At 44.7% G+C, this 26,527-nt stretch carries 29 protein-coding genes; 17 read left to right on the forward strand and 12 right to left on the reverse strand.

From position 1 onward, the window contains the following. Positions 1-48: 48 nt before the first annotated feature. Positions 49-774 carry a CorA family divalent cation transporter gene (locus PMG71_RS17780; RefSeq protein WP_283755054.1) on the reverse strand — a complete coding sequence of 242 codons (726 nt, stop codon included), beginning with the start codon at positions 772-774 and terminating at the stop codon, positions 49-51. Positions 775-930: 156 nt separating this feature from the next. On the opposite strand from PMG71_RS17780, the gene PMG71_RS17785 reads away from it, so the two are divergent. The 3 genes from PMG71_RS17785 to PMG71_RS17795 all read left to right on the forward strand — a co-directional run bounded on the left by PMG71_RS17785 (position 931) and on the right by PMG71_RS17795 (position 3,335). After that, positions 931-1,509: a Uma2 family endonuclease gene (locus tag PMG71_RS17785; protein ID WP_283755055.1), complete on the forward strand. Its 579-nt coding sequence runs from the start codon at positions 931-933 to the stop codon at positions 1,507-1,509. 81 nt (positions 1,510-1,590) lie between these two features. Then, positions 1,591-2,775 (forward strand): AAA family ATPase, encoded by a 1,185-nt coding sequence (locus tag PMG71_RS17790; RefSeq protein ID WP_283755056.1) that lies wholly within the window; start codon positions 1,591-1,593, stop codon positions 2,773-2,775. After that, complete coding sequence (locus PMG71_RS17795) at positions 2,775-3,335, forward strand: DUF4276 family protein (RefSeq protein WP_283755057.1); 561 nt, start codon at positions 2,775-2,777, stop codon at positions 3,333-3,335. The genes PMG71_RS17790 and PMG71_RS17795 overlap by 1 nt, the downstream gene beginning before the upstream one ends. Before the next feature lie 30 nt (positions 3,336-3,365). Here the strand turns inward: PMG71_RS17795 and PMG71_RS17800 are convergent, their stop codons facing one another. Beyond that, complete coding sequence (locus tag PMG71_RS17800) at positions 3,366-7,466, reverse strand: WD40 domain-containing protein (protein WP_283755058.1); 4,101 nt, start codon at positions 7,464-7,466, stop codon at positions 3,366-3,368. Between the two features lie 558 nt (positions 7,467-8,024). Here PMG71_RS17800 and PMG71_RS17805 point away from each other — a divergent pair. The 9 genes from PMG71_RS17805 to PMG71_RS17845 all read left to right on the forward strand — a co-directional run bounded on the left by PMG71_RS17805 (position 8,025) and on the right by PMG71_RS17845 (position 14,716). Then, positions 8,025-8,279 carry a hypothetical protein gene (locus tag PMG71_RS17805; protein ID WP_283755059.1) on the forward strand — a complete coding sequence of 85 codons (255 nt, stop codon included), beginning with the start codon at positions 8,025-8,027 and terminating at the stop codon, positions 8,277-8,279. Further along, positions 8,263-8,703, forward strand: coding sequence for a type II toxin-antitoxin system VapC family toxin (locus tag PMG71_RS17810; protein ID WP_283755060.1), 441 nt, complete (start codon positions 8,263-8,265; stop codon positions 8,701-8,703). Before PMG71_RS17805 ends, PMG71_RS17810 begins: the two co-directional genes overlap by 17 nt. A 363-nt stretch (positions 8,704-9,066) precedes the next feature. Continuing rightward, positions 9,067-10,146: a tetratricopeptide repeat protein gene (locus tag PMG71_RS17815; protein WP_283755061.1), complete on the forward strand. Its 1,080-nt coding sequence runs from the start codon at positions 9,067-9,069 to the stop codon at positions 10,144-10,146. Between the two features lie 87 nt (positions 10,147-10,233). Next, positions 10,234-10,698: a hypothetical protein gene (locus PMG71_RS17820; RefSeq protein ID WP_283755062.1), complete on the forward strand. Its 465-nt coding sequence runs from the start codon at positions 10,234-10,236 to the stop codon at positions 10,696-10,698. Between the two features lie 234 nt (positions 10,699-10,932). After that, positions 10,933-11,511, forward strand: a complete 579-nt coding sequence (locus PMG71_RS17825; protein ID WP_283755063.1) for a COP23 domain-containing protein — start codon at positions 10,933-10,935, stop codon at positions 11,509-11,511. 113 nt (positions 11,512-11,624) lie between these two features. Continuing rightward, positions 11,625-12,509, forward strand: a complete 885-nt coding sequence (locus tag PMG71_RS17830; protein WP_283755064.1) for a S1 family peptidase — start codon at positions 11,625-11,627, stop codon at positions 12,507-12,509. 73 nt (positions 12,510-12,582) lie between these two features. Beyond that, positions 12,583-13,425, forward strand: a complete 843-nt coding sequence (locus PMG71_RS17835) for a S1 family peptidase (protein WP_283755065.1) — start codon at positions 12,583-12,585, stop codon at positions 13,423-13,425. A 51-nt stretch (positions 13,426-13,476) separates the two neighbouring features. Beyond that, positions 13,477-14,433: a DUF4344 domain-containing metallopeptidase gene (locus PMG71_RS17840; protein ID WP_283755066.1), complete on the forward strand. Its 957-nt coding sequence runs from the start codon at positions 13,477-13,479 to the stop codon at positions 14,431-14,433. 157 nt (positions 14,434-14,590) lie between these two features. Next, entirely contained in the window at positions 14,591-14,716 is a 126-nt protein-coding gene (locus PMG71_RS17845; protein ID WP_283755067.1) for a hypothetical protein, read from the forward strand. Between the two features lie 156 nt (positions 14,717-14,872). Here the strand turns inward: PMG71_RS17845 and PMG71_RS17850 are convergent, their stop codons facing one another. Beyond that, entirely contained in the window at positions 14,873-15,448 is a 576-nt protein-coding gene (locus PMG71_RS17850) for a Uma2 family endonuclease (RefSeq protein WP_283755068.1), read from the reverse strand. A gap of 129 nt (positions 15,449-15,577) precedes the next feature. Then, a complete protein-coding gene (locus PMG71_RS17855; protein ID WP_283755069.1) occupies positions 15,578-15,790 on the reverse strand; it encodes a hypothetical protein in 213 nt (70 codons plus the stop codon). Between the two features lie 247 nt (positions 15,791-16,037). Here PMG71_RS17855 and PMG71_RS17860 point away from each other — a divergent pair, with 247 nt between their 5' ends. Continuing rightward, positions 16,038-16,289, forward strand: coding sequence for a hypothetical protein (locus PMG71_RS17860; RefSeq protein ID WP_283755070.1), 252 nt, complete (start codon positions 16,038-16,040; stop codon positions 16,287-16,289). Between the two features lie 3 nt (positions 16,290-16,292). After that, positions 16,293-16,742 carry a type II toxin-antitoxin system VapC family toxin gene (locus tag PMG71_RS17865; RefSeq protein WP_283755071.1) on the forward strand — a complete coding sequence of 150 codons (450 nt, stop codon included), beginning with the start codon at positions 16,293-16,295 and terminating at the stop codon, positions 16,740-16,742. A gap of 122 nt (positions 16,743-16,864) precedes the next feature. Here PMG71_RS17865 and PMG71_RS17870 read toward each other — a convergent pair whose 3' ends face one another. Both PMG71_RS17870 and PMG71_RS17875 read right to left on the reverse strand, forming a co-directional pair. Beyond that, positions 16,865-17,260 carry a type II toxin-antitoxin system VapC family toxin gene (locus PMG71_RS17870; RefSeq protein ID WP_283755072.1) on the reverse strand — a complete coding sequence of 132 codons (396 nt, stop codon included), beginning with the start codon at positions 17,258-17,260 and terminating at the stop codon, positions 16,865-16,867. A gap of 6 nt (positions 17,261-17,266) precedes the next feature. Next, positions 17,267-17,563 (reverse strand): hypothetical protein, encoded by a 297-nt coding sequence (locus PMG71_RS17875; protein WP_283755073.1) that lies wholly within the window; start codon positions 17,561-17,563, stop codon positions 17,267-17,269. An 83-nt stretch (positions 17,564-17,646) separates the two neighbouring features. On the opposite strand from PMG71_RS17875, the gene PMG71_RS17880 reads away from it, so the two are divergent. Then, on the forward strand, positions 17,647-18,126 hold the full coding sequence (locus PMG71_RS17880; RefSeq protein ID WP_283755074.1) for a hypothetical protein: 480 nt from the start codon (positions 17,647-17,649) through the stop codon (positions 18,124-18,126). 45 nt (positions 18,127-18,171) lie between these two features. On the opposite strand, the gene PMG71_RS17885 is transcribed toward PMG71_RS17880, so the two are convergent. From PMG71_RS17885 to rsmD, 3 genes are all read right to left on the reverse strand, one after another. Then, positions 18,172-19,467: an RsmB/NOP family class I SAM-dependent RNA methyltransferase gene (locus PMG71_RS17885; RefSeq protein WP_283755075.1), complete on the reverse strand. Its 1,296-nt coding sequence runs from the start codon at positions 19,465-19,467 to the stop codon at positions 18,172-18,174. A 27-nt stretch (positions 19,468-19,494) separates the two neighbouring features. After that, positions 19,495-20,199 carry a hypothetical protein gene (locus tag PMG71_RS17890; RefSeq protein WP_283755076.1) on the reverse strand — a complete coding sequence of 235 codons (705 nt, stop codon included), beginning with the start codon at positions 20,197-20,199 and terminating at the stop codon, positions 19,495-19,497. 120 nt (positions 20,200-20,319) lie between these two features. After that, complete coding sequence (gene rsmD / locus PMG71_RS17895; protein WP_347179320.1) at positions 20,320-20,859, reverse strand: 16S rRNA (guanine(966)-N(2))-methyltransferase RsmD; 540 nt, start codon at positions 20,857-20,859, stop codon at positions 20,320-20,322. 93 nt (positions 20,860-20,952) lie between these two features. Between rsmD and PMG71_RS17900 the strand changes: the two genes are divergently transcribed. Further along, positions 20,953-21,876, forward strand: coding sequence for a DUF1848 domain-containing protein (locus tag PMG71_RS17900; RefSeq protein WP_283755078.1), 924 nt, complete (start codon positions 20,953-20,955; stop codon positions 21,874-21,876). Between the two features lie 48 nt (positions 21,877-21,924). On the opposite strand, the gene PMG71_RS17905 is transcribed toward PMG71_RS17900, so the two are convergent. Then, positions 21,925-23,157 (reverse strand): hypothetical protein, encoded by a 1,233-nt coding sequence (locus PMG71_RS17905; RefSeq protein WP_283755079.1) that lies wholly within the window; start codon positions 23,155-23,157, stop codon positions 21,925-21,927. A 186-nt stretch (positions 23,158-23,343) separates the two neighbouring features. Between PMG71_RS17905 and PMG71_RS17910 the strand changes: the two genes are divergently transcribed. Next, complete coding sequence (locus tag PMG71_RS17910) at positions 23,344-23,937, forward strand: hypothetical protein (RefSeq protein ID WP_283755080.1); 594 nt, start codon at positions 23,344-23,346, stop codon at positions 23,935-23,937. A 73-nt stretch (positions 23,938-24,010) separates the two neighbouring features. On the opposite strand, the gene PMG71_RS17915 is transcribed toward PMG71_RS17910, so the two are convergent. Continuing rightward, positions 24,011-26,140, reverse strand: coding sequence for a PAS domain-containing sensor histidine kinase (locus PMG71_RS17915; protein WP_283755081.1), 2,130 nt, complete (start codon positions 26,138-26,140; stop codon positions 24,011-24,013). A gap of 193 nt (positions 26,141-26,333) precedes the next feature. Continuing rightward, a partial coding sequence (locus PMG71_RS17920) for a hypothetical protein (RefSeq protein WP_283755082.1) occupies positions 26,334-26,527 on the reverse strand: 194 nt, incomplete at its 5' end.

Consider the following 26,527-nt stretch of genomic DNA (forward strand, 5'->3'; position numbering starts at 1 on the left):
TAACAAAGCTTCAGAGGATCTTGCTAGATCTTGTTCTGTCTTTGAGCGCTAAAGTTTTCCCGTAACAATCCAACGGCGCACCACTAATCCCAAGGATATACTGACGATGAGAATAAACCAAAACGCCAGTATGGAAGAGGAGCTAATTCCACTATTGAGGTTCATACCAAATACACAGCTTGTAGCGGTCAAGGGGAAGAAAATGGCCACTAAAATATTGAGACGGTTGCTCATTCTAACCGATTCTAGACTAATTTGGGTTTGTTGTTCGGCCCGTTGGGCAATGCGATAGTCTAGGGCATTTTTCATATTATCGTGGAGCAGATTGAGCGATCGCTCAATTTCATAAGCCGAATCCCGTAAATCAATAATATCCCGGTCATCTGGAATCCCTTCTCTTGCTGATTGTAAAGCAAAGTGTAAATTCTGAGTCGCCAGTCGCAGAGGAGCCAAATCTTCTAATAATTGAAAATAATCTTCAGCCTGTTGCGCTTTTTCATATTCAGCACTGAGTTGATTCACTTCTTCATCATAGGCTTGTAGATGTTTTCTGAGGGGTTGTAAACCCATTCCCCCATGACTCGATTGCCATTTTTCTTGAGGATCGCGCCAAAAGAAAACCCCTTGACGCTCTTTTTCATTCGGTTTAGGCACATGATGGAGAATTAAGAGCAGATGACCTTCCGCAATCATCGCCCGTTGTTTTCCCACACTTTTTTGCCCTAAGCGATTTTGAATGACTTCAGGAATTTTCCAAGAACCCGGTAATTTCATCTTTTAATCGTCCTTATTGTCTCAAATAATGACCTGTATCATCCCATTGTATAACCTAAAGTGCGATCTGTACTTGGGGAAAAGCAGATAGGCTATTCTTCATCTGTGCAAAAATGTTATCATGGGCCAATCATCCATACTCTATCACCCATCACTATGATTGCAGCTAAAGACAATTCCCCCCATTTCACTCCTGAAGAGTATTTTGCTTGGGAGGAACAGCAACTAGAAAAATATGAATATATAGAGGGTCAAGTGTATGCCATGGGCGGCGGTAGCGTCAATCATGGACGCATTGCTATCCGGTTAACAGCTCTGTTTGAGGCTCATTTAGAGGGGAGTGGCTGCATTCCCGGTAACTCTGATATTAAAATTAATATGCTTGAAACCGAGAATTACACTTATCCTGATGCTAGTGTTACCTGCGACGATCGCGACAAAAATACCCCCAACTTTTTTACTTACCCCTGTTTAATTGTGGAAGTTTTATCCAAAAGTACGGAAGCCTACGATCGCGGCGGCAAGTTTAGGATGTATCGCCAAAATCCCGCTTTAATCGACTATTTGCTGGTTAGCTCGACTCAGATCGCCATGGATTTATATCATAAGAATGATGCTGGAGAATGGATCATCCTTAACTATCAGGAAGGGGACACCATAGAACTCAAAAGTATTAACCTTAGTTTTCCCATTGAACAGGTTTATCGAGACCTAAATTTAATGCCTGAAAGTTGATGTATGGTATAAATATATCCCGATCGGAATAGCTCAGATCTGATTAGCCATAGCCTGCAACTCTGGATTAGATGATAACCCATGAAAATTGTTTCAATCAAAATAAAAAATTATAGAGTTTTTGAAGATTTAGAGATTAAAAACATTCCTGGTTTTTGTGTTATAATTGGTGCGAATGGTACAGGTAAATCAACGCTTTTTGATTTGTTTGGATTTCTGCGAGATTCGCTGAAAAACAATATTCGTCAAGCCCTACAAATTCGGGGAGGATTTAACGAAGTTGTCACCAGAAGCAAAGAAAACGAAGATATTCACATCGAGCTAAAATTCCGCATGGATATCCTAGGCACAGAACGTCTGGTTACTTATGTGCTGATTATCGGAAAAATAAAGGGACGACCCGTTATAAAACGGGAAATATTGCGCTATAAACGGGGAGAATATGGTTCCCCCTACCATTTCCTTGACTTTCAAAAAGGGAAAGGATATGCAATCACTAATGAAGAAAATTTTAGTCATGCTGATAAAGATTTAGAACGAGAGGAACAGCAACTCGAATCTAGTGATATTCTTGCGATTAAAGGACTGGGACAATTTCAACGCTTTAAAGCTGCCAGTGCCTTCCGTTCCCTGATTGAAAATTGGCATGTTTCGGACTTCCATATCACGGATGCTAGAGGTAGCAAAGATGCGCTTTATGCCGAACACCTCTCCCCTACGGGGGATAATATGGCAATTGTTGCCCAATATATCTATCAAGAACATCCCCAAGTTTTTGAGAAAATACTGCAACGGATGCAACAGCGTATCCCTGGAGTTTCCAAAGTTGAAGCCAAAAATACAGAAGACGGCCGGCTTATCTTAAAATTCCAAGATGAAGCTTTTAAAGATCCTTTTATCGATCGCTACGTTTCGGATGGCACAATGAAAATGTTTGCCTATTTGCTTTTACTCTTTGACCCCAAACCGCACCCTTTGCTCTGTGTAGAGGAACCTGAAAATCAACTTTATCCTACTCTATTACAAGAACTGGCTGAAGAATTTGCCAGCTATGCTGATAGTGGCGGACAAGTTTTTGTTTCTACCCATTCTCCAGATTTTCTCAATGCTGTTCCTTTGGAGAGCATCTTTTGGCTAATTAAAAAGCACGGGATTACCCAAATCTATAGGGCTTCCGATCATGAAATTCTCCAAAATCTGGTTAACGCAGGTGATTTACCTGGTTATCTCTGGAGTCAAGGTTGGTTTGAAGGAGTCACTCCGTAATGAATTACGATCTGATTTTTCTTTTAGAAGAATCTTCAATGAAGAATGTTTTGCAAGTTATTTTACCCCAAATTATCCCCCATGAATTGACCTATCTTTGCATTGCTCACCAAGGAAAACAGGATCTAAATCAATCGATACCGAAAAAAGTTAAAGCTTTCCAAGGTTATGCTCACACAAAATTTATTGTTGTCCACGATCAGGACTCCCATGACTGTAAACAACTGAAAACTGAACTCCAAAACCTGTGTATCCATGCGGGACAGTCAGATGCTATGATTCGTATTATTTGCCATGAACTAGAATCTTGGTTTCTTGGAGATCTAGCTGCTGTAGAAAAAGCCTATCAACTTAAACCTCAAAGCCTCAGTAAAAAACAAACCCAAAAAAAGTTTCGCGATCCGGATAAGCTCAATTCTGCTAAAGAAGAACTGAAAAAGTTGGTAGGTGAATATTATGCTGGAACTCACTCTAAAGCGATCGCCCCTTATCTCTCCCTGAGCGAAAATACTTCCCACAGCTTTCAAGTTTTCATAAATGGTATAAAAAAACTGATCTAATCCCTGACTCATTACTCATTCCCCACGGTGCTATGCACTGCGCTCCATGGCTCCATTGGCTTTGAGTGTGGAGATCGCCGCTTGAGTTAAGCCTTCAATTTTAGCAATATTCATCTCTGCATAGGGACGAGATACCCGCAGGGTTTTCATCAATTCTCCCTGGTGAACATCCCAGAGTTTAATCGTCTCATCTTCGCTGCCACTGGCTAAGGTGGTAGCGTTGGCACTCAAGGAGAGCGATCGCACCCCTTCGTTATGTCCGGTTAAGGTATGCAGGCAGTTCCCGGTGTTTGCATCCCAGATTTTGATGGTGCGATCGCTGCTCCCACTGGCTAAAATTGCTCCATCTTGACTCATCGCTAAGGCATGAACCCAATGATAATGACCCGGCAAAGTCTGCAAACAGTCCCCCGTTTCCCAATTCCAGAGCCGCACCGTAGTATCATCACTACCACTGGCTAAAATTGATCCTTGCAAACTCGCAGCCAGAGACCCCACCCAATCCTGATGTCCGGTTAAAATGCTCAGGCATTCCCCCGTTTGCAGATTCCAGAGGCGAACGGTCAGATCGTCACTGCCGGTTGCCAGCACTTCCCCATTGCCACTAAACGTCACCGTGCGCGTGGGGCGAGTATGTTCCTCAAAAGTATGCAAACACTCCCCTGTATGGGTATTCCAAACCCTAGCCGTTTCATCCCCGCTTCCCGTGGCTAGAAGTTTCCCATTGGGGCTGAAGCGCACGCACCAAATCGCATCTTCATGACCCGTGAATGTGCGGATTAAGCGCCCCGTACTCACTTCCCATAACTTCACGGTGCGATCGCCGCTTGAACTGGCCAAAAGCTCACCATCCCGGCTAAAATCCACCGATTGCACCGTAGCCAGGTGACCTACCAACGTCTTCAGGCATTCCCCGGTTTCCACGCACCACAACCGCACCATGCGGTCTAAACTACCACTGGCTAAGAGCTTACCATCCGGACTCAAGGCTACCCCCCAAATCCAATTGGTGTATCCCTGCCAAGATTTTTGGCACTTTCCCGTCCGTACATCCCACAGTTTAACAAAATTATTGACGCTGCTACTAGCCAGGGTTTTACCCCCATCATGGGGATTAAAAGCTACTTGCCAGATCCAGTTGGTATGGCCGTATAAAACATGCAGAAGTTCCCCCGTACCCACATCCCAGATAACAATGGTTTTATCATCGCTTCCACTGGCCAAAAGATTGCCATCGGGACTAAAGGCCACGGAATGAACGCCATTCTGGTGTCGGTGTAGGGTTTGCAAACAGTCCCCCGTGTCCACATCCCAGAGCTTCACAGTGCGATCGTCGCTGCTACTGGCCAGCAGATGACCGTGGGGACTAAAGGCTACCGACCACACCCAATTTTCATGACCTTCTAATACCTTCACCTCCCCAGTTTCTCGATCCCACAGGCGGATGGTCATGTCATTACTGCTACTGGCGATCAGGTCACCTTCTTGGCTAAAGGCGACACAACACACCCCTTCCGTATGACCGGTGAAGGTATGCAGACATTGGGGCTGTTCGGGATTGGAGAGACTCCAAAGTTTTACCAGGCGATCGGCTGCTCCGGTGGCTAAATTTTGACCATCGGCACTAAAAACCACGGAGCGCACGGTTTCTTGATGCTCTGTTAAGGTGGCTAAACAGTCCCCATTGGAGAGATCCCAGAGTTTTACGGTTTTATCGGCGCTGCCACTGGCTAAAAGATTACCATCTGGACTAAAGGCAATGGAGCGCACCCAACCTTGATGACCTTGAATGGTTAAGAAGGGTTGACTGTCATCAAATCCCCAGAGGCGAATGGCTCCGTAGCCATCGCCGATCGCCACTAATCGTTCTGTGGGGCTAACGGCGAGGCAAAAGACGGGGCCGAAGACATCGGTAAATACGGAGCCGACAAAGTGACATTCGCTAAAGTCGGTATAATTGAGGCTGTGTCCTTTGAGGTAGGCTTGGCGGATGGGGAGTTGGGAAAAGTTGGTATGGGAGAGGTTGATTTTCAGTTGGCAGAGGAGGTTGATCAGGTTGCCAGCAGCGTATCCGAGGAATTGGGGGGTGGTTTGTCCCGATGTAGGGGCGGGTTCACCCATATTTTCGCCTTCCCATCGAGATCTTGGTGAACCCGCCCCTACGGAACCCGCCCTTACGGAACCCGCCCCTAGGCGCAATTGGTGTAAAAAGTTTTCGATCCAGGGGCGGGGATTTTGGGGGTCGATGAGGGTGAGGAGGTGGTCGGCAATGGGTTGCAGAATCAGGCGGATTTGACTTTCGCGCACGTAGTCTTTGGCGGTAGCTTTAATCAGGGCGTGGCTGTTGAAGAGGTTGAGGTTGCCGGTGCGGAGTTCGGTGCAGATTTCTTGGATGAAGCGGTTGGTGAGGTATTCCATGACCACGTTTTGCAGGGTGGTGGGGGGGGGTTGGGGTTCTGGGGAGGTGGTGCGACTGCCGGAAATGGCTTCGATGAGCGATCGCCCCACTAAAGAGTATAGAATTTCGATTAGTTGGCGGCGATCGGGCCGTAAGGGTTGCCCCATCATGTCTTCTTGCAGGATCTCTGGGGTGACGGGTTCCCGGTTGATGGCTAACCAATACATGATATGCTGCTCTTCTAGGGAGAGACGTTGCCATTGTTGATCGAGAACATCGCAGACATCCTGAATGGCGATCGCTTCCCCACGGTTTAAGTAGTTTGCCGCACTGCCCCCAAACAGCTCTTGAATCCGCGTAGCAATCAGTTTCAGCACCAAAGGATTGCCGTTGCAAGAGTCCGCAAGCTGGTGATTCACTGCGGCGCTCACCCCTAACCCTTTTTCCTTCAGAATCTCCGCAATTGCACCCTCATCTAACCCCTGTACTTTCCACACCCGCACCGGTAATTTTGGCCCTTGCAGCGCGTTAATCCCCTTCGGTTTTTCCCGACTGGTGAGCATTAAGCAGCCTTGATGCTCCGTTTCTCCCAACCGCGTCAGGAAGTCGCCATAATCCTCATATCCTGGGCGATAGCGTCCGGCAGTGGTTTGCGGTTGCAGAATCGCTTCCACATTATCAAAGACGATCAAACAGCGATGTTCCTTGAGATAGTCAATCAGTTGGGTGATTCTGCGGTGGATGGGAATATCTTCTGGGTTGTCCGGTTCATAGTTGAACACCTGGTTGATTTCGTCGAGCATCTCGCTTAGGGGGGGAGCTTCCCGCAAGGAGCGCCAAATAATCGCTTCAAAGTCCCCTGCCACTTCCTGGGCAAGTTTCACCGAGAGCGCCGTTTTACCAATTCCCCCAATACCCAAGAGGACAACCAGCCGACACCCATCTTGGGCAATCCAGGTTTTCAGGGTATCGAGTTCCTCCGTGCGTCCGTGGAAAATGGAGACATCGGGCGCTTCTCCCCAGTCTCGTTTGTTAGTAGGTGCAGATTCTGTAGGGGCGGGTTCACCAATATTTTCGTCTTCCCATCGAGATCTTCGTGAACCCGCCCTTACGGAACCTGGTGGGTGGGCGGGTTTCGCTTCGGGACATGAAACATCCCTATTTTCGCTTTCCGAGCGAGATCTGGGTAAACGCGCCCCTACAACATGGGTTAATGGAGGAATATTCACGAATTCCGGTTTGTACTTAAAGAAAATAGGAATCAGATAATTTCGTTGGGTTTTGCTATTCCCCTGAATACCAAATTTCTGATAGATGTTGCGGATCTGTTTGCGAATGGTTCCGGGGTTTTTGTTCAGGGAGGCGGCGATTTCTTCGTCGGTTTGGTTCTGGAGGAAGAGCTGTAAAACCGGTTTTTCTTGGGTCGAGAGGCGATCGCAGGTTTTCTCAAATTCCTCAGCACTCATGTTCTGGAATTTGTTCAGGTGAGGAATATTTACCAACTCTGGTTTATGCTTAAAAAATAAAGCAATCAGAAAAAAGCGCCCTCTGCGACGACCATCATCTTCATTTATGCCAAAGGATTTATAAATCGTTCTCCTAATTTTCTGCACATCCGATTTATTACTGGCTACCGTCGTAGCGATTTCCCGATCGTTAAGCAATTCGTGCAAGACTTGCTGCTCTGTAGGATTGAGTCCTGCGAGTATGCGATCGAACTGCTGGTTATTCATGGCTCTATACCAATGGGATGGGAAATGACTGGCTCAGAGTTCAACATTGGCAGGTTCTGCGCTGCTGAAGTCTGAGTTTTTTTGTCTGAGGCACACAACCCTATATTACACAGTCTTTCTCCTTCTTTACAGTCCCTCAGCTTATGGAACATCCGGATGTTTACTCTCAGAGATTGGGTATCATTCCGGGTTTTCACGCTCTTGGAGCAAGAATCGGTTTATTATGGGTTGGTTTTATACTAATAGTTTTCCCCTCATCCCTCTACCTACCCCCGTTCTCCCACGGGAGAGGGATTTTCCTTTCCCTTTGGGACATGAACGGACATGAAAGGGAGAGGGCAAGATCGCCAGTCATTTTTTCCCCAGTTGACGACACAAATAGATAGGGAGTCAATGTTGTTTTTTTTGCTTAATATTCCGGTGGCGATCGCCCGCCCCTCTCCCAGCATTTTGCCCAAAAGAACATTCGGATGTTTACTTTTGGGAGGCGATCGCCGTTGGGTTGGTTAATGGGGTGTGAGATGAGATAACCTAAAGAAGTAGCCTAAAAAAACAGCCATGGGTATTTCTGAATTGCTGCCAATCCTGCAAAATTTATCGGATGCTGAGAAACTCAGGATCTTGGAATTTCTGCAAGCCGATCTCGATCGCCCTCAATCTCCCCCCTCTACTGATGTTGGCGAAAGCAGGCTGCGCCGTAAAGAAAATCTGCTCGTCATTGAAACGGGTTCTTTGGCTCACATTGATTTTAATCAATTGATTGGGCAATTGCGTGAAGACTCGAATTCTATCAAGAATGAAAATTCTATTTGATACTTCTGTCCTGGTTGCTGCTTCCCTGACTCAACATCCCGAACACCCCACTTGTTTTCCGCAACTACAATCGGCAGAGCGAGGACAGGTTGAGGGATACTTATCAACTCATAGCTTGGCAGAAACCTATTCGATTCTCACCCGTTTGCCGATTCAACCCCGTATGAGTCCTAGTGATGCCGAAATCGTAATCGCAGATTTGCTACACTATCTACAAGTGGTCTCTCTAGATCAGCAGGATTATCAAGCAGCGATCGCCTGTATGGTTGCTCTTAAGCTTCCCGGTGGCGGAATTTTTGATGCTCTGATTGCCCAAGCAGCCCTGAAAGCAGAAGTTGATGCTCTCTTCACGCTCAATCCCAAGCATTTTACACGACTGGGGCCGGTGATCGCCCAAATGACTCAAGTTCCTCAATCATCGTAGGGTGGGCAGGCTCGGAGGTGTCGAAATGGAATCAATAGCTCATTCTCCTGCCCACCCCACCCACCATTAAAAGAACATTCAGATGTCCATAGACAGCCTGGGAACAACCTGCTTTAATCTAAGAAATGCCAAGAAAACAAGCGAAATATTGTTTTTTTCTCTAATTATTAAGAAATTCTAAAGTCCTCGCTTCGGAATGACTTAATTCCTTGGGACGGAAGGATATGGCTTGAGTTCCAGCATTAGATTTTTGTCTAGTCCATTCGGGTGTAAGGGGTATCGTGTCTCTAAATAAATCAGGGGAAGGAACAGACTTGAGATTCCTGATCTACCAAGATTTCTGACGTTAACCCAATTCAAAGCATGAAATTTAATCTGAATAACTCCAACGGGTTCTCTCGCGTGTTAGTGGGAACCGCAGTTCTGGCAACTTTAGGCATCATGGTTCCTGAAGTCGCGCAAGCAAGCAGCAATGAAAACCATGAAAATCTGACTGTTTCCGCCGGGAATAAGCAAACAGCAACCGCCGTTTATAATACGGGTCAAGAAGCCATGCGATCGCAGAACTATCAACAGGCGATCGCCAATTTTGACCAGGCGATCGCAGTCAACCCCCAACATGCTGATGCTTACAGAGATCGCGGTTCAGTGCATGAGCGGATGGGAGACTATGTGAAGGCAAGATCTGACTGGCAAAAAGCAGCTAGTTTATTTAGGCAAAGAGGAGACATTGTATCAGTCTTTCACATCATTCAGCAACTCTCCAAGCTCGAAAAAACATTTGCTTGTCGCCAAAATAACGGTCAATGGGAAACGGTGATGAATCGCAATTCCCAGACCTATCCTCTCATTGTTTGGCACGATCGAAGGGTGATGGATATCAATCCAGATGGAACAGCAAAAGTATCTGCCGATCCGCTACTCGGTCAAATTCCCGATCATGAAGATATCAGGCTTATTCCTCAAAATCGATCCAGTGATTCTCGTGATGGAGCAATTCATGTTGATGGATATACACGCCAGGTGAGGACATTTTATGAGGGGAGACACTCCGTCACAACAACAGTCGCAGGAAATCAAGGTGGCATCAGTGCAGAACATCGTTGTGTAGCTGTTTCCCAACGACTGGAGAACTTGAGTAACTTAATCTTTGATGAAGGAGCAGACAATCTCTTTAGAGTTGCAACTTTAGCAAGAAATTATTCAGGGGTTTCTCTTGACACTGGAATGACGGAAGAATTCAAAAACAATACACAAGTTGCTTGTATTTCTGGATCTACCACTGGATGTGATGATACTAATGCCATTTTCACTCTTAGCGGACAATCCAACGATAGAGCTGAAGAGGAAAATATCATTATCAATGAAACCAATGAGCAACGTCTGGCTCGGTTTGTGCGTTTAATTGACAATCCCGGATTGGGCGATCCTATCCACAACTAAACTGAGTTGATTCTGTAGATTGGGTGATGCCTTCTAGCCCAATCTACCCCCTGCTATCCATCTTTTGTACACCTATCCTTACTAACAATGTTCAACTTCCTTAGTTTCCCAAAAATTCTTCCCATTCTCACTGGAACAGTCGCCCTATTCTCTGTCACTGGTATCGTTCCTGAAGTCGTTCACGCTGATAGCTCTTTAGTGACAGGAAGTTACAAAATTGCACAAAGCTCAATTGATATTGAAGATGCTAAAGAAGAGCTTCTGCAGACCATGGAACTGTTACTCAAGAGGTTTGCAGAAACGTCTTACGCTCAGGGCGAAACTGCTCTAGAGGAACAAGATTTTCAAGGAGCAATGAACCACTTTAATGAGGCAATTGAACGTTACTCAGAATATGCCGAAGCTTATGTTGGGAGGGGAGCAGCCCGCGCTCAATTGGGCGATCGCTCTGGCGCTATCTCTGACTTAGAGACCGCAGGCGATTTGTTCCAAAAACAAGGCAATACGGAAGCCTACCAACAGACTCAGCAAGCGCTTCAAGAAATCCGTTAAGTCAATTAGGATTGGAGACACGGGATCGCATTGTGATGAATCAAAAATGCGATCTTTTTCTCTTGGAATACTATATTTGTAAGATATAATCAGTATTTTTATGGAAACAAAAAACAACCTTTCTGGAAATAAAAAATACAGATAAATATTGCTATTTACAGATAGCTGTGATAGACTGTTAATAGCACATAAATAATGTGAACTGCAATCAATATTACACCCAGGAAAAATTAAATGACCTCTAAATTAATTGCCGGAATTGTGGCCGCAGGAACTCTGGCTATTGGGGCTACTGTTGCCTTCGCCCAACCCAGTCAAGCACAAATGAATCGTCGCTTTGTCTGTCAAATGGATAGCAGCAATATTCCGACCACCTATGCACAAACCCCACGGGGAAATGTCGCAGTAATTAAGTGGTCTTCCACCTATTTTAGTGGTTCGGGCTATACTCCCATGCAACGTTGTCAGGCTGTAACTGACCGGTTCAATACCTATGATGCCCAAGGACAACTGCAATACATGAGCAGTGGCTGGCAAAACAATCAGCCGGTCGTTTGTGCGGGTTCAGCCTGCACGGGTCATAACTTGCTCTTTACCCTGCGTCCTGACCAAGACTCTGCTCAGGTGCTGCAAGAGATGATGGCCAACCGCACGGGTGCAGCAGGGCCCTCCCATCAAGCCTTCGGAGGTCGCCCTACCTATACGGTTAATGTTGATAAGTATCTTCAAGTTGCCCCTGTGGAAAGCTCTGGTTCTTCCAATGTTGCGCCGAGTAATCCTTCGCGAGGTAATAGCGGTGGTAATGTCTGGTAATTTTTCCTAGACTGTTCACCCATTTCTGGTCTTACTCCCCATCTTGGGGGTGAGACCCTTACCAGACTTCAAACTTAATCTCATTATTGTTTGTGAAAGGATTATATTTCCAAATGGCTCGACCTATACTGTTATTTGGGGCCTGTGTTGGCGGTCTGTTGATTGGACTATCGACTCATGCGATTTACTCTGGGAATGGGAATGAGCAACCCCAGAGTGAACTGCCAACAGAATCCACCCTTGAGCCAAGCTCCTCTCCTTTAGTTCCTGACGGTTTTTCCCCAGAGCAACTGCATGTTTTGGCCCAGTCTGTGACAGTTAAGATAATTTCCGGTCAAAACTCTGGGTCTGGGATTCTCATTGCTCGACAAAATGACCTGTATACCGTGGTGACTAATCACCATGTACTGGTGTTTGGGGATGGTCAGACGTTCCCCATACAAACCCCAGATGGTCAAGAGCATTTAGGGCAAGTAGTTCACTTAAGCCAGTTGCAGGGTAAGGATTTAGCACTGTTACAGTTTCGCACCTCTCAAACCTACGGCATTGCCTCTATGGGCAATTCTACCTCGGTTGCGGTGGGGGATAAGGTTTTTGCGGCGGGATTTCCAATTGAGGAAAGGGGATTTGTGTTTAATCAGGGTAACATTGCTTTGGTGATTGATCGTCCTTTTGGGGGCGGTTATGAACTGGGATATACCAATGATATTCAAAAAGGCATGAGCGGAGGGCCAGTATTTAATGGGCAAGGGGAAGTGATTGCCATTAATGGAATGCACGCTTACCCGATTTGGGGTAACCCCTATCAATTTGATGATGGGTCTCAACCTTCGCCAACCCTACAAGCTCAAATGACGGAACTAAGCTGGGCTATTCCCATAGAAGAGTTTGTATATCTGACTCAATCGGTCTTATTCCCCAACTTTTCATCAGGGGCGAAATCCACTCCTTCCCATCGAGAATCTCCCCAGTCCCCAGAACCCAACGCTATTTGGTAAGGCTAAAGGTTGAAATTGCTGATGTTTGAGATCGCAGCATTTTATAGGATGATTTCGAGTAGGACAAACTGTTATGACATTTTTATCCAATATTAGGAGTATTATGGGGCAAAACCAGCCTTGGACTAGAGTGAGTGCCCTACTCTTGATGGTTGTGGGTTCCGGTATGCCAGCCGCATTTGCTGGTGAAATTCCCCAACGGGAAATTGCTCAACGGGCCAGACAAATTACGGTGAGAATTAGTGGTCAGGAGACAACCGGTACAGGGGCAATTATTGCCCAAGATGGGCCCAGGGCTTGGGTCTTAACCTGTCGGGATGTGGCGGAGTCTTTGCATGGAGGCACACAGATTCACACCCACGATGGGCAGCATTATCCGATTAATCTCTCCCAAATGCGTTCAGTTAAGGGGATGGATTTGGTCTTAATTCCCTTTGCGACCAGCTATGGTTATGGACAAGCAGAAATTGGAGACTCGACCCAATTGGCCCAAGGGGATGGGGTTTATGTAGCGGGTTTTTCTGCCCTAGGTCAGGGAAGAGAACAGGAAGCGACTTTACAGTTTAGTAATGGGATGATTGCTAGTGTTTTACCTCCGAGTCCAGCAGGCTATGGATTTACCCATACAACGATGACTGCTGCGGGGATGAGCGGTTCTCCAGTCTTGAACAGTGCCGGACAAGTGGTGGGAATCCATTGTCAACCGGTTCAGGGTTGGGCCCTCTCCCAAGAGCCGATGGATGAAACGTGGAAGTTGGGAATTCCGATTCATCGCTTAACCCCCATAACTCAATCAATGGGATTGGATTTGAATTTGGCTACTTCTGGCCAGACTCCGGTGGTTCCTAGGGTGGCTCCTAGACCCATCAATCCCCAAACGGTTCCCCCACCTCCTGCCGATGGCAGAATTTGGTAAATCATAGAAACCTTTGACGTTGAACCCGTTCATTATGGAGTTACTTTAATTATGTTTAATCTAAACCGCACGACCCAAACGATTCTCAACCAATTTGTGACATTTACTTTAGCGATGGTTTTCTCGAATGTGATGCCAGTCGCTAGTGCTGCTGTATCTGCAAGGGAAGCAAGAACTGAGGGTTTATCTACAGAAGGAATAGAGGAACGCTGGCTGCAAGCCCAACGCTCTGGAGGTGGTAGAGTTCGGGTGGTTTACCATGAAGGAACCGATGCCCGTAGTCGTGAAGTAATTGAAGGATTGCGTCAGATTGGAGCCTTTGATGAAGCCGCAACAACCATAACGAACGGGTACTACCTTCCTGAAGACATAACTATCAATATTCAACAATGTGATTCGTTTAATTCGTCATATAATAGTATAAGTAAATCAATAAGACTGTGTATAAATTTACTTACCGAAACTTACGATACCTTAAAAGAGGCAGGATTGGATGACCTTCTAGAAGATTGGAGGTTCAACTTTAGATCACAAAAGATAGCAGTCTCAGGATTTCTCTTTGTATTTTATCATGAATTAGCTCACGCTTTGATGGATGTTTTCGATGAACGTCCAATGGGAATGACAGCAGAAGAAATTGAAGCAGATACCATAGCTGCGCTTCTATTCACAGACAGCAGTAAAGAAGACAAGCAGGCCACATTAATTTGGTTTGGTTGGTTGATAAGTACAGACGAGGATAAAAAACCTGCTTACTATGATGAACATCCTGTAACTGAACAAAGATTTTATAATATTTATTGTCTATGGCATGGAGAAGATCCAACTCTTTTTGGCAATGATTTAGCTAGGAATACGTTGCAATCAAGAGAGATAAAATGTTCATATGAGTATGAAAATGCCCAGAAAGAGTTTAACAGAATGATGGAACCTCATCGCAGAGAAAATCGATCTTCGAGTCCCAGTTCAGCTCCGGCGAGTTCTTCTAATTCTGAGTATATTTGGTAAGCCATTGAGTCAATGCTGATGATAGAGACACTCTCAAGGATGTTGTCGATTCTGAAGCTTGGAGCAGTGCAGTGCGATCGCATTCCGAACCCATCAGGATGCGGTCTTTTTTTTATGGATCAGTTATAGTATGTCATTGCGAATGGAGCGGAGCGGAATGAAGCAATCTCACCAATTTTGGAAATTGCTGCGTCGAAATCCAGACATTGATATCGCTACAACGACGGTATATGTAGGGGCGAACGGCCGTTCGCCCCTACAACCATGTCCCATTCTTAATTAGAATAACTATACTGAGCCAACTTCAGTAAACCGGCGCGATCGCCTTTCTGGGTGTCCAGGGGGCGATCGCCACAACAAGCCCCTTAAATTTGAATTGGAGACACGCGATCGCATTCCGAACCCATCAGGATGCGATCTTTTTCTGGGATATAGAGTTTTACCAAATCAATTGAAGATTTAAAGTAAATCCCGGTAAAATATCTTCTCCTGATAGAGTGAGAGGATGGTCTAAAACTTGTTTTTCTTGTCCCTGACGATAAATTTCAACTTGATGGTTTTTTGGGTTAATCAGCCAACCTAAGCGAGTACCATTATCTATATATTCCTGCATTTTTCCTTGTAGTAGCTTTAAGGAATCGCTAGGCGAACGCAGTTCGATCGCAAAATCGGGAGATAATGGTAAAAATTTCGTCTTCTGTTCTGCGGTTAAAGCGTCCCATTTCGCTAAGGGTATCCAAGAAGCATCGGGGGAATAATCTGCCCCATTCGGAAGCGTAAACCCACCCGATGAATCAAAGACAATTCCTAATTGGGTTTCTCTATTCCATAGAGATAACTCTAGGTTAATGTCAGAATTACGCTTACTGGTTTCTCCTCCCGTCGGTGGCATAATCATTAAGTTCCCTTGAGCAGTTCGTTCTAATCTTAAGTTACGGTTGGCAGCACAAAGTTGATAAAATTGTTCATCCGTAATCGAAGCGGTTTCTGGATTATTCAAAATCAATGCTGTCATGTTTTTATTTCTGTGATGAGGGTGATTAACGCTAAACGTATCGAAATTCTAACATACAGCAGTTTTCGCTGTTATGGTGTAAAGTCTTAAAGGCTCAAAGCCATGTACCACAACCCTATTCCCTATTCCCTATTCCCTAGCGCGAAGCGCTGTATCTCCCACAATTTCACCCGTCCCTTTCATTACTCCAAAGCTGGGACGGGCAATGGGGTTAGTAGCAGGATAAACAATGGCTAACGGTTTTCCGTCATGAAGAATCGTAAGCGGAATCTTAGTTTTTTCAACTTCGATTAGTAAAGTCTGTAAGTTTTCTGGTAATTCTATTGTGGTAATTTGTACCATTTCCTTGTTTATCTGATAGACTTAATTCTAAGTGTACCATAGCCAATGAGAGAAGTGTCGGAGACAACAACAGTCATTATTTGAACTGGGTAATTTGCATCGCTTGATAACGACATCTTGCGCTGGAAAAACTTGGGTCATAAGCTTCTCCCCTACAATATGGACAGGCTAGAGATATTATAAATCCCAGAAGTCTTCCTCCAGTAAGGTTATAATCAACCTAATCGTGCTTGCAGGTTAGCGATCGATGACACAACAACCTATAGAAATAGAGGGAACTTGGGAAGAAATTATGGCCCATTCAGCCCAACTCGCTGGATGTAGCGTGCGCGTGACGGTACTTTCCAATCCACCTCAAACCCTGTCTTCAGAAAAACCCCCCTCATTTCGCCCAGCTTCCGGCCGTTCCTTATTAAGACATGCAGGAACCTGGGCCGGTAATGACTTGGAAGAGTGCTTAGAGAGCGTGTACGAAACCCGTAGCCCTCTAGAGTTTTAATCTATGTATCTACTCGACACCAATCATTGTAGCCGCATTATTCAGGGAGATAGGCCCGTAATCAACCGCATTATTGAGGTGGGGGAATCACAAGTTGCTACCTGTGTCATCGTTCAGGGTGAATTGCTATACATGGCCTATAAGTCGGAACAAAAAGCTAGAAATCTGGCGCAGGTAAACCTGTTTCTCGAAGATATTCGCATTTATCGCATTGATGAAGTGACTGCCAATATTTATGCTGAGTTTAAGGCAGAAATTTTAGAGTATTTTGGCCCCAAAGAGAGAAATAAGCGTAGAAAAATCAGGATAGAAAACTTGGGAATTGGTGAAAATGACTTGTGGATTGCGGCGATCGCCTTACGCAACGGATTAACCCTTGTTTCAGGAGACAGGGATTTTCAACGGATGCAAGCAGTGAAAGCACTACCCTTAGAATCCTGGTTGGCAAGCTGATCAAATATAGTAACTCACCATCGACCTTCCACAGATATTATAACTTCCAGAAGCGAGATGGGCGATCGCCTCTAACGAAACCTCAAGATTAGACTGCCACATCTTTCCACCTCCAGCCTACCCTAAAGCCAATCCTCTAACCTCAAATCTTCAACCCTCTGCATATCTGAATCATGGGACACCAGAATCAGATTATGGGCGATCGCCGTTGCCGCAATTAAAATATCTGCATCTTCCATTGGCTCTCCTTTCCGTTTTAGATTGGCATGAATTTGCGCCGCTCTCTCGAAAATCGCCAAATCGCCCACGATTACCTGATATTTCTCACATAAGTCTTGAAAATCATTAAGCTGACGAGTCGCTCCATTAGCAATCAATCCTCGTTTGATTTCATAGTAAGTCATTCCGGCGACAAAAACATTTTCAGCTAAAACATCTAGGTTTCCCATTTTCTCCTGTACTTTTCTATTATTCTTCAAAATTGCCGTGACAATATTCGTATCCAGTAGATAACCCATCGTGACTTACCATCGACCTTCCACTGCGGCATCAAAAATAGCCATCTGTTCTGGCGTTAGGTCGTTCAACGTTCCAGCAACAGCCTCTCTCACCATTACCCGCTCGACTCGCTCGGTCAAATCCGACTCATCCACAGAACAAAGTTCCTGGGCATCCACTTGTGTCAATAGGTTAGAAAAGATGCTCATCACTTCATCTTTTTCTAATCGCTCTCTGAACTTCTCGTTTTCTTGGAATAAGCGATCGACGATCGCAGAAATTCGACTGATGACGACATCTTGCGCTGGTAAAACTTGGGCCATAACCTTCTCCCCTACAATATGGGCTGGCTAGAGATATTATAACTCCCAGACGTGAGAGGGGCGATCGGACTTGGGAAGAAATCATGGCTCGTTGTGCCCAACTCGCTACAAGGGTTGCCTCGCGATCGCTTAAAATGAGGAAATCTTTCTATCCAGAGAAGGTTATGGGATATCTCACCGTCATTAGCGAAACCGGTTTTCCTCATTCTGTCTGTTTGTTTGAATACCACCATCAATCAGAATGGTATGCCTTCAAACCGAAAATCCCCAAATTCCCCCTCTGTCCTGGATACATCGATCGCTCCAATAGAACCCCCTACATCAAACACTTAGTCAAATTTGAAATTCCTGACTCCCATTTAGAGCAAACTATTCCCCAGATTTTAAGCAAATACCGAAAATTAACCTACTGTATTGGTAAAGGCCCGGACTGCGTTACCCTATCTGTAGATGTAGCCCAGTGGTGTGGTTTAACCCTCCCACAACCCCCGAATCTCATTCCCGGTCATCTCGTATCTAATTTAGCTAAACTCAATCCCCGTTTAGTCCAAGAATACTATTAAAGCACTTTCCGCTATGAGTCAGGAACACCATAGCAGCGAAAACTTCTATAATCGATTAATTGCAGCTAAATCTTCTCTAGAAATAGCTCTCACTTCACCTAAGTTTTGGTTTTGAAATAGGGCAGTAAATGCGCCTGCTCCTAAGCCTTGATAAGGCCAGAGACGATAACAGGGCAGGTCACTCAGATGGGATTGATAATCGAGAAGATGGGGAACCGAAACAGGTTGGAAATGGGGATATTTTTTCAGTAACCAGTTACAAATTTGCTCATTTTCTTCGAGGGAATAGGTGCAAGTCATGTAGAGTAAATAGCCTTGGGGGGCGACTAATTGGGCGGCATTGCCAACGATCCGCTTTTGCCGGTTAGCATTACGATTAAGGGTGACTTTATGAAAACATCCGGGGACTTTTTTCTGTTTTAAAAGTAGGGATTGACCGCTACAGGGTGCATCAACGAGGACAAGTTGGAAGGCTTGGGGAAATTGTTGGGCAAGCCGTTGGGGATCGAGTTGGGTGGCGATACAGCGCTTTTCGCTTTTATTAGGTGCATTTTGATCCCCCCAACCCCCCTTAGAAAGGGGGGCAGCAAAAGTTTCGCTCTTAGAAAGGGGGGCAGTAAAAGTTTCGCTCTTAGAAAGGGGGGTAGTAAAAGTTTCGCTCTTAGAAAGGGGGGCAGTAAAAGTTTCGCTCTTAGAAAGGGGGGTAGTAAAAGTTTCGCTCTTAGAAAGGGGGGTAGTAAAAGTTTCGCTCTTAGAAAGGGGGGCAGTAAAAGTCCCCCTTTCTAAGGGGGATTTAGGGGGATCGACACTGTACGGCATCCCAGAGGAAACGGGGGTCATACTGTCTGGCCCGATCGCCTCCTCCGGTTCTGAAACGTTAGAAACTTGACACCGCCTCAAGTTTGCCATTAGGGTTCCTAAGCGCTTACCGACGACTTCATTGCAAACCAGTAAGTCCGGTTGCAGAGTATGCCAGGTGAATAAACTTTTACCTCCGGGAGCGGCGCAAACATCGATCGCCGTTTGAATCCCTGAGAGGTGCAATAGAGGAGAGGCTGCAAATACAGAAGAAAAGTCCAGACAATAGTAAGCTCCGCGATCGTGGGCTGGATGTTTTCCGGGTTGCGCTCCTAAACTGAGCCGATCCACCCGCTCCGGTTGCCAAGGTTGGGGAGTTTCCACGGCAAAGGGACGTTCTAAAGGGGGGTCTTCGCACCAGAGAATACAGGGATGCAAGGGAGGGGGGTTATCGAACGCTTGGATAAACCGATCGCGCAATTCGGTATCGCTCCACAGGCGATCGCTAAACTGCTTTAGAAGTTTAGAAGAACCATTACCCATCACCCAATGACCAACCCCAAGCGATCGCTAATCCCAATGAAAATAGAACTCATCCACACTAAATTGTCCATCAAAAGCCGAAAAATTAATCCGGTAAATCTCTGCTGTCTGCGTCGTTAAGGTCAACAGAGCATTGGGAGCCAGAGATCCCTGAGAGTCTGCCAGATTCGCTTCCGGCAACTCCGTATGGGCGATCGCCTCATTCTCTCTATTAAACCCCGTCAACGTCACCCGTCGCGAGCTAGTCACAGAACAACTCAATCCCCGAATCGGGCGGTTAAACAGCACTTCCATCCAACCACTTTTTGGCCCAGCAATCAATACCATCGTGCCCGTTTTCGGAGGATAAGCCGGATTAGAAGGTTGAAGGGCGATCGCATTCCGAAACTGAATACCCCACTGTTCAAACTGATGGTTCACCACCTCAAACCCCTGCAAGCTCTCTAAATCCAAATGAATCCCCTCCCCAGCAGAGAATGGTAACCCAGATTCTGTGATATCCGCAGCATTAGACACGGCCGTTGGTTGTTCACTCAAGCGATCGAAGGGATAGATAGTTCTCTCGGAGGGAATCTGAAATGACTTCAAGTACAGAGGTAAATCCGAGTCCCCCATAGAAACCCAAGATTCCACAACCGGAGTTGTTGATACTCTATCAGATAGGGGAAATTGAGGCGGGTTTTTATCCGGTTTCTTCTGTTTTAAGCGAGCCATCTGTTGTGCTGGTGTCATAACCCTCCGTCCTAAAAATGTAATCTAGAATACTTTATTTTCCGCAGAAACTAGAGTGGGGGGCTTGACCCCTCATTCATATTATGTCCTATTTACTCGATTTTGACCTCTCTAAGAAGATCAATGGACTTGATAAAACGTCACCGCACTATTGCCGTAAACCTTTTGCCGAAGAATTTCCAAGCCATTCAGCTCGTCTGGAGGAGGGAGTTGGGGGGAATGTTCAACCGCAAGTTCTCCGGTATCGGAGAGCAGATCGAGATCGGCGATCGCCTCCAACACCGGCTCATACAACGAACTTTGGTAAGGCGGATCGAAATAAATGCGATCGAAACTCTCTCCTTCTAAGCGCTGTACCCGCTTCAGAACATCCCCACAAAGCACCTGAAATCGCTCTGCTGATGCCATCTGTTGCCAATTTTGACGAATCACCCCACAAGCACGAGAAGAGGCTTCAATCCCCACCACCCAACTCGCCCCCCGACAGAGCGCTTCCGCTCCCATGGAACCACTGCCAGCGCACAAATCTAACCAACGACAACCGGCGATCGAACCTTGCCAAATATTAAACACCGCCTCCCGCACCCGTCCCGCCGTCGGGCGAGTCAGAGAACCCGCAAGCGTTTTAATCGCACGATTACCATAAATACGCATAAGCAAATTTGCTGAGACTAGAGTTAGACTTGCTATCTACTGAATAACTTTGTTAGCATAACAGATAATTATCTTACTCCCATCTAAAGTGAAAGCCAAATGATTATTAGCGCCAGTAGACGAACTGATATTCCTGCCTTTTATCATCAATGGTTTATCAACCGGATTCGAGCCGGTTACTGCATCGTCCCCAATCCTTTTAATCCCCAACAACTTTCCCGCATTAATTTGACTCCAAAAGAGGTTGAAGTCATTGTATTCTGGACGCGCAACCCCCACCCATTACTGTCATCTTTAGCACTCTTAGATGAACTGGGATATCAATACTACTTTCAGTTCACAGTAATGAATAACCCCAGTTTTCTAGACCAGAATCAAACCCCTTTATCTTTTGCCATTAAAATATTTCAAAAATTAGCCCATCTCATCGGTAGCCAAAAAGTAATTTGGCGATACGATCCCATTGTTTTTAGTCAAGAGACTGATATAGATTTTCATCTTCAGCAATATAAGCATATTGCCAGTCAACTCTCTGGTTATACCCACCGATGCGTAATTAGTTTTATGGATCGGTATCGCAAAAATAACGATCGTCTCCAAAAGATTGAAACCGAAAAAGCGATTACCTTTTATCCCTTAGAAGAAACTCCACAAGGGTTTGAAAAATTTTTACCCTCAATAGAAAAGATTGCTCAAAAACACAAGATTCAGCTTTTTAGTTGTGCAGAACCCTATGACTTAGAATCCTATAGCATTCACCATGGTAAATGCATAGATGATGATTATATCAAGGAAATTTTTGGCATAGAAGTCAGTCATAAGAAAGATACGGGGCAGCGAGAAGCTTGCGGTTGCGTAAAAAGCCGCGATATTGGCATGTATAATAGCTGTTTGTTTGGGTGTCAATACTGTTATGCAACTACCAGCATTGATAAAGCAAGAGAAAATTACCGAACACATAATCCGAATTCGCCTTCTTTAGTCGGATGGCACGATCTCGAACCTGAATCAGAGGTAAAATAGTTAGAAATTTTCACCCGATAGAATGAATAATTATCAATTCTGTATTCATTAGAATTTGCCAATTACTAAAAACATAAACTTAATGCGGGATCGAGGAATTAAATACCCTTCACTTGTTAGCAAATTTTGTATCACTATCTGAGGGATTCTTAAGGAAGAGCGTACGTCTAATTCATCTAGCACGATGATTTTATAATCATCATTTCTTTGAACAAATTTGGCAATATCTTCTAATATATAGCGGTTTTGAGCATAGCGAAGATCTCCAATAACAATAAAACTGTTTAAAGGAGCAGATTCAAGCAAAAACTTAATATTCTCTTTCGTCGTCGATATATTCCATATTTCATTCAGACAATTTTGAAAGACAAAAAGATGACTATTCTCGATCGCGTCTGCAACTGCCTGAAAACTATTAGCCGAGCATAAATCTAAATTACGAGCATTCCCAGAAAATTGACCTTTCCACAATTTGGGAATCACGAAATCTTTGGTAATTGTTCGACTCAGGGCCCATTGATCAGAAGCAATATCGTAAACTTGCACAAAAATCTCCTTAGTTTGGGGATAATACTGGGTTAAAAATTGAGCTAAACCAGCGACTTCTGGACAAGGCCCTGCTCCAAAAAAGCAAGCATTTACCTTTTCCCCAAAAGCAAAAGTTTCTGAACACTTTTGTAAAATTTCATAAGTCATTTGGACATAATGGGGGTAATAACGTATTAAGTAAGCTGCTTGAGTTGAGGCATCGGAGTAATTCACTATAACCTGATTCGATCTATAAGATTCCCACAATTGCTCGGCTGGTTTTTTTAGGGATTGTAAATAATCTTCAAAGCGGGGATAATTTTGGGGATTATAAAAATCAATAGATTTTTCCAAACCCTCTAAAATGTATTGGTATAGCCCTATTTTTTTGATCGGTTTTTCTTTAAAAGTTTTCCCAATCTCTGGAGTAACTTTTTTAGCTTGACCTTCAAGATTCAAAGCTAAATTGTTCAGCTCGTCAATCTTGGCTTGTAATTGGGCTTTTTCCTCTTGAAGCTTCCCTACTTGTTTAACTAGATCTAGGGTTTTATGCTTGAGGGTGAAAACATTATTTTCAAGACTTTTTAATTTGGCTGTGTAACTGTTAATTTTTTTGATTTCTTGCTCATATTTTTTATTTAAAATGAGAAAGAGAATAAAGGTAGATGTTGCCCCTATAATTCCACCGAGAAAAGCACTCGCAACTAAATTTAGAGTTCCTCCTAAGTTGGCTAAAAAAAAATGTGTTATCATCCGACTTGTCCTATTACTTGGTAATTACTCTAATGGGGGTGTACTTTATAAAACTAATTTTATCACGATCGCCCTAGGAAAGCCTATTGCTGTGCTATAGCAATCTTGCTCCCTTTGGGGTTACATTGATCGAAGCATCTTGTATAGAGGTTTCCTCTGTCAATCTGATACTTTGGAGAAGCTGCCATGGCCTATAGCAAATTCGATCTCCTGCGAGTTCAAAACGAGTTGGGTTTAACCCTTCACGAAACCCTTCATTTCTTATCCCCAGTTCCCCCCATTGAAGCCGATACCCTTCTGAAAGAAACCCTAGCGGAAAATCTGCCCCTTGCCCTAGCTCAGGGCAATGAAAAAGCTCGCAGTGAATGGATTATCAATCCCATTTTAACCGCCGTGCGTCGGTTATCCTCCCATCAAATTAGCCTATTTTCTGGACGAGAATTCAATATTGATGAAACCCGACAATTAGTCGGCTATGTCGATTTTTTAATTGCCCGATCGCCCCGTCTTTTAGTCTTAGAAAATCCAGTAATTATGCTAGTAGAAGCCAAGCCAGAAAACCTCAATGCAGGGCTAGGGCAATGCGGAGCAGAAATGGTGGCAGCACAACTGTTTAACCAACGGACAGATCGGGTGATTTATGGTTGCGTCACCAATGGAGAGTTGTGGAAATTTCTGAAATTAGAACATACGGATTTAACCATTGATCTAGAAGCCTATCCCATAGAGCCAATCGAGCGCTTGCTAGGGATTCTTATTTATCTCGCTGGTGAGGGATAAAGTAGGGGCGAAAAATTTTTCGCCCCTACAACCTGGTGAGTAATTCCCCCATTACCGATGATTTCGCCCAGCATTATCCTTGTTGGCAGGGAATTTGAATAATAAACTCTGTACCCTCTCCTGGAATCGAATGACAATCCATTTTACCTCCATGATTTTTGACCACAATTTGGTAACTAATTGATAAGCCTAAACCTGTACCTTTCCCTACTGGTTTAGTAGTAAAGAATGGATCGAACAACCGTTGTTTAACCCGCTCTGGAATGCCCATCCCATTATCTTTAATGCGAATTTCTACCCAGTCTGAATCTAACAATTGGGTAGTAATGCGAATTTGACCCTCACGGGGTTCTTCTAAATGGCCTTGTTTCGAGCAAAGGGATTCATCAATGGCATCAATTGCATTACTGAGGATATTCATCACCACCTGATTCAGTTGCCCCGCATAACACTCGATTTTGGGCAATTTTCCATACTCTTTAATCACCTCAATTCCAGGATAATCGGGTTTAACTTTCATGCGATTGTGCAGAATCAGCAAAGTGCTATCAATCCCTTCATGAATATCAACGGACTTCACGGCTGATTCATCTAAACGAGAAAAAGTCCGCATGGATTTGACAATTTCTCTAATGCGCTCTGTCCCTACGGTCATAGAATGGAGGAGTTCTGGCAAATCTTCGAGCAGAAAATCCAGGTCTTTGATTTCGCTCATTTCGGAGATCGCCGGATGGGTTTGGGGATAATGGTATTGATACAATTGCAGAATTTCTACTAAGTCTTTCATGTAGGTTTCTGCATGAGCCAAATTCCCATAAATAAAATTCACCGGATTATTAATTTCATGGGCTAATCCGGCGACCATTTGACCCAGAGAGGACATTTTCTCCGCTTGAATTAAATGGGATTGGGTACGTTTCAGGTCACATAAGGTTTCCTGAAGTTGTTGATTTTTTTCGATTAACAAGGATTCAGAATGGCGTAAAGCCTGTTCTGCCTGTTTGCGAGCGGTCATATCAATGCAGATCATCCCCACTCCTTTCGATTGGCCTTGCTCGGTGGTGAGGGGGAAATAGTTTTCCAGCCAGTGACGTACAATTCCTGATAACCGTGGGGTTTCATGGGAAACTTCCACATTGAGTAAGGGTTGACCTGTGGCTAAAACTTGCTTGAGCTGCGGTTCGAGGGTTTTGGCTCGATGGGGGTTAATGTCGCTAATGGTTTTGCTCAGATGATCGCCGATCGCACTATCATTGGTTGTGGCTAGGGTTTCGTTGACTTGCACAAAGCGCATTTTTTTGTCCAGAATTGCCATGCCAATCGGAGCCGCATTGAAGAAAGCATTCCAAAGCTGATCGCGCCAAACCAGTTCTTGTTGCAAGGCTTGGCGATCGCTAATATCTCGCCCTTCAGCAATCAGCATCACGGCTTTTCCACAGGAATCCATCACCGGTTTCAGGGAAAAATCTACTGTAGCTTTTTGCTGGTTGACTCCCAAAAAATCAACGGTTGAGCGCAGGATGTTCCCCTTAGCTGCTTGCTTAATCTTGGCTTTGAGCTGTTCCTGATTCGCACAGTCTTGCGGCCACCAAGGTGCTTTCCATAAATCTTGATCGATGACATCCGAAAGTTGCACTCCGGCAAACTCTAGGATGGTGTGGTTTGCTTCTAAAACTTGTCCTTCTGGAGAGAGAATGGTAATAAATCCAAAGGAAGAATTAAAAATAGCTCGAAAGCGCCGTTCGCTCTCTTTTAAGGCTCGTTGTGCCTTGCGGCGATCGCGCAATACCGCTTGACGTTCGCTCGTATCCGTCACCACTCCCAGCAATGTGGGAGGACTAGAGGAACTCGTATGCAGTAGGGAAACCGCTAAATTAACCCAAGTCATGGAGCCATCTTGATGCAGATAGCGTTTTTCTTGCATGAAGCTTTGCAACTCTCCCTCTAGGAGTTGATCGAGAAAGGTGCGATCGCTCTCCATATCATCGGGATGAATAATTTCCATCAACGAATGGCCTTGTAACTCTGATTCGTGATAACCAATCAGATGGCAAAATCGAGGATTAATCCTCAGAATCTTACCTTCTAGAGACCATTCCAGCATTCCTATCGGTGCTTGATTGAATAGGGGATTTGCTCGATGTTCATCCATGGAAGTCCCTTGAGCTTTTAATGGCGTTTTATAAGGGGTGTCAGATTTCAAAAGGTACATATGAGTTTTTTTATGGTTTGAGAATTTCTGAATACTTTGAGTATAAGGGAGAGTTTTGGAGATGATCTTAATATTGTTTACAAAACTTTATAAAAATAACGTCAGTTACTTGCAAATAGTAAAAGATTAGGGTAGGCACACCCGCTCGGCTGACTGGATTGATCTAAACAAGTTTTTCTTAAACTCACCCTGCTTCTGATATTTTACCCATTTGACAAGCTACCTCAATTACCCAAACAATACCTTCGCCAAAACCAAAAATGCCTTGATTCGTAGGTTGGGTTGAGGAACGTGCATGTCGGCGACAGCCGAAAACCCAACAAATACGTTGGGTTTCACTTCGTTCAACCCAACCTACGGGAAAATGGCGAAGGTATT

The organism is Roseofilum acuticapitatum BLCC-M154 (genome assembly GCF_030068475.1).
Classification (GTDB): Bacteria; Cyanobacteriota; Cyanobacteriia; order Cyanobacteriales; family Desertifilaceae; genus Roseofilum; species Roseofilum acuticapitatum.